The organism is Ruegeria sp. AH3, assembly GCF_056536265.1.
In genome coordinates this window covers 65,662-79,049 of sequence record NZ_JBQFJL010000001.1, presented here as the reverse complement: position 1 = coordinate 79,049, position 13,388 = coordinate 65,662, and the positions used below count along the sequence as shown (strand labels likewise).

Below are 13,388 nucleotides of genomic sequence, written 5' to 3'. Positions count from 1 at the left end.
GGCTTGTCAAGTCTTCGACTTTCGCGGGTTCGCAGCGATTGCAAGATTTTCTGGTGTACGTGGTCGAAGAATCGCTCAACGGTCGTGCAGACGATATTCGTGCCAAGACCATCGCTATGGATGTTTACGGTGGGACCCTGTCAGAGATGTCGCGCCGTGAAAACGTCGTTCGGGTCGACGCTGGCCGCTTGCGTCGTAAGCTTGCCGAATACTATGCCGAAGACGGCTGTTACGAGGGCACGATATTCGACCTCCCAAAGGGCGGATATGCGCCGGAAATATCTGTAAGATCACCCGAGACGATTCCACCGCCTTTGTCTGAACCGAACATCGCGTCGCGCAATTGGCCTCGTCCTTTCCTGATGACTACGTGTCTCGTCGTACTAGCCGGCTTTGCCGCTGTTGTTCTGTTGCTACCTACAAATAGTGAGGTTCCAATCAATTCACCGGCTGATGGTTTGAGCCGTGATGAGCGCAGTGCTATTTTTGAAGCATCACCCATGCGGCTTCAGGCTGTAAATCTGGCCAACTCGGGTCGGGACTTGATCTTTCCTGCGCTAGAGCCAGCCCGGCTGAACGCTGCTCTGACCGTATTTGAAGGCGCAATCGACAACGACGAAAGCTATTTCGGAGGCCATGCTGGTGCTGCACAGGTTGCCGCAACAATAGCGGTCGTTTCAACGAATTCAGATCTGGCTCATGAAATGCTGAGTTACGCGGACGCGCACGCCAACAGGGCAATTGAGTTGGCTCCGGAATCGGGTTGGAGCCAGTCTGCCAAAGCGTGGGTTGAATTTGCCAAAGGGAATTGGCCCGAGGCCATGGAACTTGCCCAAAGAGCGCAGCGTTTGGAGCCAGATGACGTACATGTTTTGGAGTTCGTATCGCTGATACTGCTCTATTCAGGTTCGTTTGAACAAGTAGTAGCGATCAGCGAAAACGCGCTTTCGAAAATCGACTTGGAGCGGGGCTACGTATTCCAGAACGCGATGGGGTCTGCAAAGTTCCACATGAACGATTTCGAAGGCGCTGTATCCGCCTTTGAACACGTGACAGAGAAAGGCGGCCCTGTCGGCCCTGTCTCTGTTGCTTATCTGATGGCGGCTCATCAGATGCTTGGCAACACAAGTAAGGCTCAGGCGCTATCGGATAAGCTCTCGCATGAGTGGCCCGACAGTCGCGTCGATGTGCTGTTTCAAAGACTTTTCGCAAATCCGGAATACGGGGAAGATCTTGGTAATGCGATGAAACAAGCTAATTGGAAACCAAAAAACTAGAGACTTGAGCGCAAGTTGCAGCTACGGGTGCCTTTCCGGTACGAGCCATTGTCGGTGCTTGGACAAGAAAAAAGTCGACCTTCTTACAGACGTGTCACACAAATCCGGATTTGGCAAAGTTCAACATTCTTTACCGCAACACGAGGGAGGAGTATTCGGCCTCGACCAAGGCCGCCGCATAGGGTGGCCATGAATTCGTTCGTATTTGGGATGCGATATGCAGGCGTCGAGAACATCCAGCCAGATCTCCCGAAGCAACCTTTACAACTTCGGCTGAGCGGGACTTTGCGGTCATTTGGTGTGACCAAACTCGATCGGTGAGAGATTTGAAAGCAGTTACTTATAAGATAGATATAGTTGAGGTCTTCAGTGCTGCATCGAATAGCTCAGATACGTTCTAGCATAGAAAGCTCCAAAGTATGGGAGTTCGCCACCAAGACTGCATTCCGGTTGGTTGTCAGCGGAGTAGTTGTTTTTGCCGCTGCTTTGGCAATGATGGCTTGCTCGCTTAATAAGGGAGGCGACGCGAAAATGGGCGATAAGGGCTCGTTATGTATCTTCGCCCTACAAAGCACGGTTGGCGGCTGTCTTTCTCGTACGATCCTAGCCTCTACCGAAGCAGACCCGAACAGTGCGAGTCGTACAAAGTTAAGGCTGCCACCCTGCCCGTTTAAGCTGGGTCATCAGATTCTCTGCGTCTTCCGGACTACGGAAGAGCTTGTACATGAACTCTTCAATCCGGCTGTCTGGCCAGGCTTCTTCGTATTCGACCATGTGTTTGCGGGCTTCTTCTATCCGGCCTGCAGCTTGAAATGATGCAATGAGATGAGCGCTGTTGATCTCGCTCACTGGCTCGCCGGACGCCGCTGCTTCCAAAAGGTGATCTATGGATTCTTGGTAGTCACCCAAATAGAAACTCGCATTTCCAAGAACATTGCGCCATGGAAAGCGCGATCCAACGCGACCTGCATGGATTTCGGGATCAGCACTTACGATGGCCCTATCAAAATCTCCTGAGAAAAACGCAATGATCGCGTCAAACTCACGAACAATGAGGTCAGTGGGGTCGAGTTCGACGGCCCGGGTGGAATACCGGTTGGCTTCGTCAAATCTCCTTTCGAACATCAAAAGGAGAGCCATCGCCGACTGGCTCCAAGCTTCAGATGGTGCGAGACGCAGGGCTTCTTCTGCATAGCTACGGGCTTTCGCCAACATCTTTTCTCGGTCAGGCCCATCTGGCGCAAGCCCGCCGAACATTGAAGCCGCTTGAGCCGCACCAGCATAACCCCCGTAGTAGTCGGGACTCAGTTCTATTGCTCTTTCAAACAAAGTGAGCCCGGCCTGCAGTCGCGTTGGCTGGGTAGCAGGGAAGAGCATCGTCTGCGCTTCTTCTGCCAGATTCTTTGCCTGTAAAGCAGTCGGGGACATCTCGAACAAAACCGAGCGCTCAACCTTTTGGCGCTGAACGTCATCAGCAAGTGTCAATGTTGCAGGTTCGTCGTTCCGTGTTCCTAGGAAAACAGCTGCTGGAGCAAGAAACGCCACGACAACAATTCCGGCAACAAGCGCGATGCGGCGTTTGGGAGATACCTCTTCTGGCTGCGTGGTAGTCCGCACGCCTCTTTCGAATTGTGGAGAATACCCGCCTTTGGCAATCTCAATGCGCAGCGGATCAGCTGCACCTTCCCCTGAATAATAGGCACTCAACCTGCGCCTAAGGCGCCCTGCATCGACGCGCACGACATTGGCTGTGGCAATATCTTCTTCCGATCGTCGTTGATAGACGTCTTGGGCAATCAGCTTGCCAAGGATCTTATCGCCCCGCCCCTCAACGCTTTCGGTCACCACGTAGGTAAGGAAGTCACGCAGACGGTCGGCGCCAGAAAACTCCTTGCTGGACAACACGCGCTCGAGCGCACCCAGTATTTCCTGCTTTGCTGGAAGATCCGGAGAGTTTTCTTCCATCACGAGCCTCCCCCTCAATCGGCGCGTTTCAACGTGTTTTCGGTCGGTTACCTCCCATATGTAACCGTTACATGCCGTGAAATCATATATCTAATTGTCATTCAGCGTTAGTCAAAATCCAGGCGGGAATAGGGGAGGACCGCATTGGATATTGAGGCGCTTTGGGAAGCAGGCTTATCCGAATGTTTCGCGGGTGATTTCGACCGGGTGAGCACACTGTTCACCCGTGACGAAGGCTTCGCGGAAATGTGTCGCGACTTTGTAGAGATAAACGCGCTGGCCATTTCTGCGCACCCGACAGATCCGCACGTACGTGACTGTCTCACCGGCCTCAAAGACGAGATTCTAACGCACTTTGTGAATTCGAGGCCCTGAAACGGCCTGAACCACTTGAAGGCAAAAACAACGGAGTGAAAATGAAACTGACGAAACTGGCAATCGCGCCTCTGGTGCTTGCTGCTCAGCCATTGCTGGCACAGGAAGCGCCGATCAATCATGACGCTGAGTATTACATCCTGCAATCGCAACGCAGCGCACAGTGGGCTGAGGATGATGCTGCCGTTGATGATGCGCTGGCAAGCTTTCGCGAGGCGAACGGCGGCAAAGCGCCAAATATCATCAGTGTTCTGATTGATGACCTGGGCTTTGGCGATATGGGCATCCCAGAATTGAATGCTCTGCGTGGATATGAGACGCCAAACATAAACGATTTCTCAGACGAAGCGATGCGTCTGGTGCGCATGTACACGGAGCCGTCTTGCACCCCAACCCGTGTTGCGCAAATGACTGGTCGCTTGCCGGTCCGTATGGGAATGGGCGACACTGCGGTTGATATCGCGGGCTTTGGCCTACCGGGTGACGAGGTTATCTTGCCGGAAGTTCTGAAACAGGCCGGCTACGCAACCAGTCACGTTGGCAAGTGGCACATGGGTGACATTGCAGAGAGCTGGGCCATGAACCAGGGCTTTGACTATGCCCAGATGGCGGTACACCAGCAAGGTCAGCTTACGATTTTCAATGACGACGCCATCAAAGAGGGCGTGTCGGTCGCGAACAATGACTACTTGCCCACATACACCTTGGACGCATTCTTTCGGCCTGACGCATCGCACATGATGACCGTCATCGAAGGCGAAGCCGGAGGCCCGATCCGTGAGATTCGGATGGAAGAAGGGGAGCGATGGAACGCCGCCAAATATGGTGAAATGAACCAGGCGTTCCAGGATAAAATGATGGAAGAGCTGTCCCGCCTTGCAGGCGGGGAAGAGCCGTTCTTCCTGCAATACTGGCCGATGCTGCCACTCGACAACACGCGAACCGGTCGCGAGGGGCCACAGTCGCCGAATGGGGGCCTTTACGCGGACAAGATGCAGTTGGTCGACCGTTGGTTAGGCGATATGTTTGATGAAATGGAGACGCTGGGCATTGCTGACAACACCATCGTGGTGGTGATGGGCGACAACGGCCATTTCACCAAGTACTCGCCCCAATCCGGCTATACCCCGATGATTTTCCGTGGCGGCAAATCCGATACGACCGAAGGGGGTGTACGTACAGACGCCTTTATCCGTTGGCCTGGAATGATCGAGCCGGACAGCATGCTGAACAACATTATCCATGTGTCGGATATCTATACAACCCTGGCGCGCTTCGCTGGGGCTGATCAGTATATCCCCCGTGATCGGCTTGTAGATGGTGTGGACCAGACAGCGTCAATCCTATTCGACGACGAGCAAAAGGGACGCCGTGACCATGTCATTATCTATTCCGATGATAAGCCAAAGGCCATTGTAAAGGACCAGCTGAAGCTGAAGCTCCCGCCTCCAGGTGAGAACCCGATCGTGGCGAAATTCTACAACCTCTACCATGATACACGCGAGGAATACTCGGTTTCGACAGAAGTCGGCGCATGGGGTGGCCAGGAGTTCGTGCGTATTCTCGCCCGGCATAAGGCGCGTAAGGAAAACTATCCGGACACACTTCCGGCATTTGGGATGCCTTACGAAGGGGTTGAGAACATTCGACCCGAAACGCGGGAAGCCGTGGACGCCTTCATCGTCCGCAAGGAATCTCCCAATCAATGACCGAGATTCCGGCGGCCCTGATCTTGGGCCGCCGGGCATTTAGTTGTCACACAAAGTTGGAGAAGTTGCATGAAACAACTTTTTAGTACCACCGCGTTGACGGCGATCATGACTTGCATCGCCGGGCCATCGCTTGCTGATCAAAATAATTGGGACTTTCGCGCATTTATCTATCTCTGGGCACCGGAATTGGGTGGTACCACGGTAACCGGCGAAAGCATGACCGTGAGTTTCTCAGACTTACTGGATAACCTTGATTTCGGTCTGATGGGAGCGCTGGAAGCCAACAACGGTCCGATCTCGGTACTAGGCGATTTTCAGTACCTCGATATAAGCGCAGATCAAGACAGTGCTGTTGGACCCGGTATCCCGGCCAGCGCGGATGCAGAAGTTACAGGTTTCGTTTTCACTGGCTCCGTCGGGTATGATTTCAGGCATACACAGGATGGTCAGTTGGTCGGTTTTGGTGGCTTCCGCTACCTCGACATGGACACAACGGCGAACCTTGCTGTTGGCAATGGTTCCCAGCGCGTTTCAGGGTCAATCTCCAACACTGATGCCATTGTAGGTGTGCGAGGCTTGTTTCCCCTTGCTGACCGTTGGGCCTTTTCATTCATAACCGACGTCGGCGGGGGTGATAGCGATCTGACCTGGCAGGCGGGTGTCACGTTCGACTACCAGATCAACAATTGGAACCTGAGTTTTGGATACCGCCATCTCGACTGGAATATCGGGAATTCAGACGTTGTGAGTGATCTCTCATTCTCCGGACCCATAGTCGGCGCGAAGCTCTCGTTCTAATGACTTAGAAGAAACAAGAATAATCGTCTCCCAAATATTGGAACCTGCCTGAATGGCCTTCCTATTGCTGACGGAGCTGATTGGATGATGAATACCTGATGAGGCACAATAAATGCTGATTGTTTTGGCACTGTATTTCGGGCTCGCCTGGCTCGTCTTCTCAAAGCTCCGCCTGTTACCATGGAACGCAGTCTCCAAGACAGTCATCTATGGTGGCAGCATTCTCATCGCGTTGGTTGTCATCGGGGCATTGAATCATACGACACCCACAGGCACGGCATCAGTCCAAGGCGCGGTGATCAATATTGCGCCCAACGTCTCTGGCCCTGTGACAGAGGTAGCTGTGAAACCCAATCAACCTGTCGCAAAAGGCGATGTCCTCTTTCGGATCGACAACACCGAATACTCCGCAGAGGTAGCCCGGCTTGAAGCCGCTCTTGCTTCAGCGCAGGCCGAAGCGGACCAGCTTGGCCATGACCTGATAGCTGCTGAGGCAGATATCGCATCCCTTGAAGCCCAGCTAACCTTCGGAATCGCGCGCCGCGATGACATCATCCGTCTCGCAGAACGGGGCGCATCGTCAGAGTTCCAGCTGCAGGAGGCCGTTTCCACGATTGAGCAACTTGAGGCGAGCTTGCGCGCGGCAGAAGCACGAAAAGCGGGTCTTGAGAGGCGTATCGCAGCGCAGGTGGACGGCGTTGATGTAGGAGTCGTCGAAGTGGAGAACATGCTGGCTCAGGCCCAATGGGCGCTTGAACAGACTGTCGTTCGTGCGCCTGCCGATGGTTTGGTGACCGGGCTGTCACTACGGCCCGGCAACAGGGTTACGACATTGCAGGGCGCGATCAATTTCGTCGTTCCCGATGATCGTGTGCTGATTGCGACCTTGCCGCTGAGCAGCCTCGGGAACGTCTCTGCAGGCGACAAAATCAGGATCGCAATGCGTAGCACTCCGGGCCAGGAGTTTGAAACGACCATCCGAGATATTCCCCCCGCAACGAGCGAAGGAGCACTTGATACCAGGAGTGGCCTCCCCTCTCTCCGTGAACTGGCCGGATCTTCGGAATACATCGTGATCGCAGACATTCCGAGCGACCTGAGTGACAAGACGACAAAGCTTGGTGCGTCCGGCACGGCCCTGGTGATTACCGAAGAGGCCGGAGCGATTTCGGCGCTGGCAGAAATCCTGTTCTGGATCACAAAGAAGCTGAATTACCTATGATCAAAGCGATGCAACAGAGGCGTGTCTATGTCGGTAACGATTAGGTCTTGCTGTGCCCCAAGTCCTCAAAACAATGCGAATGCAGCGGCATTCGCGCTGAGAGCCAGTGCCGCAGCGCCGATGCTGGATGGGACAGTAGAGATCCCTGGCGGCAGCCCAATCGTCGGCACTTCGCACCCGTTGATAACTGACGATGGAGAAGAGACGCGCCGGTCCAAGCCGCTCAAGCCATTTCGCATCGGTACAACAGCAGTCACCAATGAGCAGTTCAAAAGCTTTGTCGATGAAACGGGATACGTCACGGATGCCCAAAGAATTGGATGGTCCTTCGTATTCTGGCTCGATGTGCCGGATGATACCCCTAACCCTCTCGGCGTTGCTGGTACGGAATGGTGGCGTCGCGTTGAAGGCGCCAACTGGCTTGACGTAAACGGTCCCGGCACGTTTGAGACCGTCTGGTTTCCAGATCACCCTGTCGTACAGGTCTCCTGGAACGATGCCCGGGCTTACGCAACTTGGGCAGGTGGCCGATTGCCGACTGAGGCTGAGTGGGAACACGCGGCGCGCGGCGGGTTGGGGGATGTGAGATATCCTTGGGGCGAAGAAGACCCGAACGATCGCGATTTCTTTCCCTGCAATATTTGGCAAGGCACTTTCCCTCATCGGAACACTGAGTTGGATGGCTACGCAGCAACCGCACCTGCTTTGTCATTTAAGCCAAACGGTTATGGTCTTTATAATGTCGTTGGGAATGTTTGGGAGTGGAATGCCGATCCATACCGAATTCCCTCCTTAAAGAAAAACGTCCGCAAGAAACTCGATAGGATGAAAGGCTTTCGACTGCTGAAGGGCGGATCGTACCTTTGCCACGCTACCTATTGCTGGCGCTACCGAATTGCGGCCCGATCGGGAAACACCCGGGATAGCACCACCACACATCAGGGCTTCCGCGTGGTGTTTGATGTCTGAGTGATTGTCATTTTCCAATCATGGGACTGGAGCAGTTTCGCCGTCCCAGAGTTCAAGGAAAAGACATGCGGACGAGGTTTGAATTCAGGGCGTTCTGTTTGAGGCCCCAATGGCAGCAACGGCGTACGTAGCGGCCTATCACCGCCGTCAACGTGTTTGAGAAAAAGGCTTTTTGGCGCGGTGCAAGTTGTGCGCCCGCAAGTCAAATGGGAGGAAGAAATGCAACTTACAAAAGCAATCACAGGGATCGCGGTAGCTGGGTTCATGCATCTGTCACTGGGGCAACCCGTGAATGCTCAGGGGCTGCTGGACAAAGTCACAGAGGGCGTTTCTGGCGTCGCAAAGAAAGTCGGAGATACCGCTGATACTGCAAGCGAAGCTGTTTTGGATGCGACTGACGGTATGACAGCAGCTCAAATTGACGATGGAGTAAACAAAGTCCTTACGCAGCTCTACGCAAGCTCACCTGAGACCAAAGAGCTGTCTGAGAAGGCTGTTGCGGTCTTGGTGTTCCCCAAGATTACCAAGGGTGGCCTGGTGGTTGGTGGTCAATATGGTGAGGGAGCATTGCGTGAAAACGGCAGTACGACCGGATACTACAATATTGCGGGTGCCTCATATGGGTTTCAGGCAGGTGTTCAGCAATTCTCATATGTCATGTTTTTCCTAAATGACACAGCACTTGAATATCTTAACAGCAACAACGGTTGGGAAGCAGGCAGTGGTCCCACGCTGGTTGGCGGCGACCAGGGATGGTCAGCTTCGATGGGCACAAATGATCTAAACGGAGATATCGTTCCTATAGTCTTCGGCCAGGAAGGTCTGATGGCAGGGACAAGCCTTCAGGGAACGAAAATCAGCAAAGTCCAAAAGTGATCCACTCTGAAGCTACTCAGGGTGCAATACCGTTTTGAACGACGGGGTCGGACAGACATGCCGGTTCCCCTGCGATGAGGTCAGTCCAATGGAGACATTCTTCGTGTCTATTGGTAGCGCGTCGTGTCCGCCATCAGCACCCATGGAACAGACTAGGTTGATTGCGTAGCGGAGGATTTCAGGCTCATCGTAACCATCAGAGAGTGGAGATGAGAATGAAATCCGGGAAACAGAAAGCGTCAGTAGAGAGAGTTGTCAAAGACATCCGCAGGAAGACACGGCGCCAGCATTCGGCAGAGGAGAAGATCCGTATTGTGTTGGATGGGCTTCGTGGTGAAGACAGCATAGCGGAGCTGTGTCGCCGTGAAGGAATAGCTACGAGCCTGTATTACAGCTGGTCGAAAGAGTTCCTTGAGGCCGGTAAGAAGCGGTTGGCTGGCGATACCGCACGCCAGGCTACCAGCTCTGAGGTGAAGGATTTGAGAGCGGAATCGTCGGCGCTGAAAGAGGTAGTCGCCGACCTGACCCTTGAGAACCGGCTGCTCAAAAAAAGCATGTTCGAGGATGGTGGAGACGACGAATGAGATATCCCGCATCCGAAAAGCTTGAGATCATCCGGCTGGTTGACGGTTCGCACCTGCCGATCAAACGCACACTGGAAAAGCTCGGCATTCCCAGAACGACCTTCTACCGCTGGTACGACAGGTATCTGTCTTTCGGCGAGGCCGGGCTTGAGGATCGCCATTCTCGGCCGGTAGGGTTTGGAACCGCATCCCCGACAAGGTGCGCAAGCAGATCGTGGAACTGGCTCTGGAAGAACCCGAGTTATCGCCCCGCGAGCTTGCGGTGCGGTTCACCGACACCAGGCGCTACTTCGTTTCTGAGGCCAGTGTTTACAGGCTTCTGAAGGCACAAGATCTGATCACTAGCCCAGCCTGCATCACCATCAAAGCGGCGGATGAATTCCATGAGAAGACTGTGCGGCCGAACCAGCTTTGGCAGACCGACTTCACCTATCTCAAAGTCATCGGTTGGGGCTGGTTCTACCTGTCTACGATCCTGGATGATTACAGCCGTTACGTTGTCTCTTGGCGCCTTTGCACCACGATGAAAGCTGACGATGTCACAGGAACACTGGAAGACGCTTTGGCTGCATCAGGTTGTGACAGTGTCACCGTTGCCCACAAGCCCCGGCTGCTCAGCGACAACGGCAGCAGTTACATCTCTGGCGAGTTGGCGAAATGGCTGGATGAGCAGGGTATGGATCATGTTCGGGGAGCGCCCAACCATCCGCAGACCCAGGGCAAGATTGAGCGATGGCATCAGACGATGAAGAACCGTGTCCTGATGGAAAACTACTATCTGCCAGGAGCGCTCGAACAGGCCATCGGCGACTTCATCAATCACTACAACCACAACCGATACCACGAGAGCATCAGCAATCTGACACCCGCCGATGTCTATTTCGGTCGAGCCGAAACAATCCTCAGACGCAGAAAGGAAATCAAACACCAGACAATCCAGAAACGCCGCTTGCTGCATCATCAGAACGCGGCGTAGATTGAAACTACGGCGAGCCTGATCCTCCTAAGCCAATCAAACGCTCGTGTTCCAAATCATTCGATGACGGACACCCCAAGGGAACTCGCCTAAGTCGCCTCAGTCAGCAATACCACCCAATACCTTCGGACAAACAATACAGACAGTCAGCGCTTTTCAGCTTCCGTCGGTGGATTTTCAGATCGTAGTCAGAGGCCGTTAAGTGACCGTAGTGGCCGTGTCACCTGACGCACCACACAAACTTCAATCTAGATCTGCTAACCACATTTCGAATGACCGCAGCTGCGGCACGTCATGCATCCTTCGATCATCACCATGTCAAACTGGCCGCAGGACGGGCAAGCTTTGCCGCGTGGGGCATCCATGTTGACCACTTGCGCCTGAGGATCGGATTTCAGGCCCATCCCTTCGCCTTCAAGGAAACCAATATTGACCATGTGCTGTTCGATCACTCCACCAATCGCAGCCAGAATCGAGGGGATATACTTACCTTTGACCCAAGCCCCGCCGCGTGGATCAAACACCGCCTTCAACTCTTCAACAACGAAGGACACATCGCCTCCGCGCCGGAACACCGCCGAGATCATCCGGGTCAGGGCCAACGTCCAGGCATAGTGCTCCATGTTTTTGGAGTTAATGAACACTTCAAACGGTCGGCGGCGACCGCCATGAACGATGTCGTTGATCGTCAGATAGATTGCGTGCTCGCTGTCAGGCCATTTCAACTTGTAAGTTGAGCCCTCCAGCGATTGCGGGCGGTCTAACGGTTCGGACATGTAGACTACCTCGCCACCGTCGACCTGATGCGGCGCATCGGCGCTTTCGCCCGGGGCCTTGTCAGCGCTTTCGGATACGGTCAGAACTGAGCCCGTAACATCATTCGGACGATAGGTGGTGCACCCCTTGCAGCCCTGATCCCAGGCCTGCATGTAGACATCCTTGAAGGCATCAAAGCTGATATCTTCGGGGCAGTTGATGGTCTTCGAAATCGAGCTGTCGATCCATTTCTGCGCTGCCGCCTGCATCTTGACGTGGTCAGACGGGGACAGCGTCTGCGCATTCACGAAATACTCTGGCAGCTCGGTGTCGCCAAACTTATCACGCCACATCTGCACGGCGTAGTCCACAACCTCTTCCTCGGTGCGCGAACCATCCTTTTGCAGCACCTTTCGCGTATAGGCATAGGCAAAGACAGGCTCGATCCCCGAGGAGACATTGCCTGCATAAAGCGAAATCGTCCCCGTTGGTGCAATAGAAGTCAGCAGGGCATTGCGGATGCCATGCTCGCGGATCGCGTCACGCACATCCTCGTCCATCTGCTGCATAGTACCACTGGCAAGGTATTTCTCGGCGTCAAACAACGGGAACGCGCCTTTTTCCTTCGCCAAATCGACCGACGCCAGATACGCGGCGCGGGCGATCGCGTGCAACCAGCGCTCGGTCTGACGCGCCGCCTTGTCCGAGCCATAACGCAGGCCCATCATCAACAGAGCATCGGCCAGACCCGTCACGCCCAGCCCGATGCGGCGCTTGTCCTGCGCTTCGGCCTCTTGTTCGGCCAGCGGGAATTTCGACGCGTCAACCACATTGTCCATCATGCGGACAGCGGTGGCGACCAGTTCCTTTAGCGCGTCCTCATCCAGATGGGCGGCCTCCTCGAAAGGTTCCGCAACCAGTCGTGCCAGGTTGATCGAGCCAAGCAGGCAGGCACCATATGGCGGCAGGGGCTGCTCGCCGCACGGGTTAGTCGCGGCGATGGTCTCGACGTAGCTGAGGTTGTTGGCCTGATTGATGCGGTCGATGAAGATCACACCGGGTTCAGCATAGTCATAGGTGGCCTGCATGATCTTGTTCCACAGATCACGCGCCTGAACAGTGTGATAGATCTTGCCATCGAACACCAGCTCCCACGGGCCATCAGCCTTGACGGCCTCCATGAAAGGATCGGTCACCAGCACCGACATGTTAAACATGCGCAAACGGGCCGGGTCGGACTTGGCAGTAATGAACTGCTCGATATCCGGGTGATCGCAACGCATAGTCGCCATCATCGCCCCGCGGCGCGAGCCTGCGGACATGATCGTACGGCACATGGCGTCCCAGACATCCATGAAGCTCAGCGGGCCAGAGGCATCTGCCGCGACCCCTTTCACATCCGCGCCACGCGGGCGGATGGTCGAGAAATCATAGCCGATCCCCCCACCCTGCTGCATTGTCAGCGCGGCCTCTTTCAGCATGTCGAAGATACCGCCCATGCTATCGGGGATCGTGCCCATGACAAAGCAGTTGAATAGGGTCACCTGCCGCGCGGTGCCCGCCCCGGCGGTGATACGGCCAGCGGGGAGGTATTTGAAGTCCTCCAGCGCCTCAAAGAATTTCTGCTCCCAATGCGCCGGGTCCTTTTCCACCCGCGTCAGGTCGCGGGCGATGCGTCGCCAACTGTCCTCAACCGTCTGATCGATGGGTGCACCATCCGCCTGCTTGAAGCGGTATTTCATGTCCCAGATCTGCTCGGCGATGGGGGCGGCAAAGCGGCTCATTGGTGATTCCCTGTGCTGAAAGAGGCATTCAGACTATCCTAGATCACACCTTCACCACAACACCTTGATGACACTGCGCAGTGAGCTACAATAT

9 protein-coding genes and 1 pseudogene are annotated in these 13,388 nt (G+C 54.7%); 8 read left to right on the top strand and 2 right to left on the bottom strand.

What is annotated here, in order from left to right; all coding sequences use genetic code 11:
- Window positions 1-38 precede the first annotated feature (38 nt).
- Complete coding sequence (locus ACR3EM_RS00435; RefSeq protein WP_480468854.1) at window positions 39-1,277, top strand: tetratricopeptide repeat protein; 1,239 nt, start codon at window positions 39-41, stop codon at window positions 1,275-1,277.
- Between the two features lie 648 nt (window positions 1,278-1,925).
- On the opposite strand, the gene ACR3EM_RS00430 is transcribed toward ACR3EM_RS00435, so the two are convergent.
- Entirely contained in the window at window positions 1,926-3,242 is a 1,317-nt protein-coding gene (locus ACR3EM_RS00430) for a tetratricopeptide repeat protein (protein ID WP_480468853.1), read from the bottom strand.
- Window positions 3,243-3,386: 144 nt separating this feature from the next.
- Between ACR3EM_RS00430 and ACR3EM_RS00425 the strand changes: the two genes are divergently transcribed.
- The 7 genes and pseudogenes from ACR3EM_RS00425 (at window position 3,387) to ACR3EM_RS00395 (ending at window position 10,754) form a co-directional block, all read left to right on the top strand.
- Window positions 3,387-3,617, top strand: coding sequence for a hypothetical protein (locus ACR3EM_RS00425; protein ID WP_480468852.1), 231 nt, complete (start codon window positions 3,387-3,389; stop codon window positions 3,615-3,617).
- Window positions 3,618-3,658: 41 nt separating this feature from the next.
- Window positions 3,659-5,326 carry a sulfatase-like hydrolase/transferase gene (locus ACR3EM_RS00420; RefSeq protein WP_480468851.1) on the top strand — a complete coding sequence of 556 codons (1,668 nt, stop codon included), beginning with the start codon at window positions 3,659-3,661 and terminating at the stop codon, window positions 5,324-5,326.
- 69 nt (window positions 5,327-5,395) lie between these two features.
- Window positions 5,396-6,127 carry a hypothetical protein gene (locus ACR3EM_RS00415; protein ID WP_480468850.1) on the top strand — a complete coding sequence of 244 codons (732 nt, stop codon included), beginning with the start codon at window positions 5,396-5,398 and terminating at the stop codon, window positions 6,125-6,127.
- 112 nt (window positions 6,128-6,239) lie between these two features.
- Entirely contained in the window at window positions 6,240-7,349 is a 1,110-nt protein-coding gene (locus ACR3EM_RS00410) for an HlyD family secretion protein (protein ID WP_480468849.1), read from the top strand.
- Between the two features lie 27 nt (window positions 7,350-7,376).
- Window positions 7,377-8,318 carry a formylglycine-generating enzyme family protein gene (locus ACR3EM_RS00405; RefSeq protein WP_480471873.1) on the top strand — a complete coding sequence of 314 codons (942 nt, stop codon included), beginning with the start codon at window positions 7,377-7,379 and terminating at the stop codon, window positions 8,316-8,318.
- A 219-nt stretch (window positions 8,319-8,537) separates the two neighbouring features.
- Entirely contained in the window at window positions 8,538-9,194 is a 657-nt protein-coding gene (locus tag ACR3EM_RS00400; protein WP_480468848.1) for a lipid-binding SYLF domain-containing protein, read from the top strand.
- Between the two features lie 209 nt (window positions 9,195-9,403).
- Window positions 9,404-10,754: pseudogene (locus ACR3EM_RS00395) on the top strand (IS3 family transposase).
- Between the two features lie 257 nt (window positions 10,755-11,011).
- On the opposite strand, the gene ACR3EM_RS00390 reads toward ACR3EM_RS00395, so the two are convergent.
- Window positions 11,012-13,294 carry an adenosylcobalamin-dependent ribonucleoside-diphosphate reductase gene (locus tag ACR3EM_RS00390; RefSeq protein WP_480468847.1) on the bottom strand — a complete coding sequence of 761 codons (2,283 nt, stop codon included), beginning with the start codon at window positions 13,292-13,294 and terminating at the stop codon, window positions 11,012-11,014.
- Window positions 13,295-13,388: the final 94 nt, after the last annotated feature.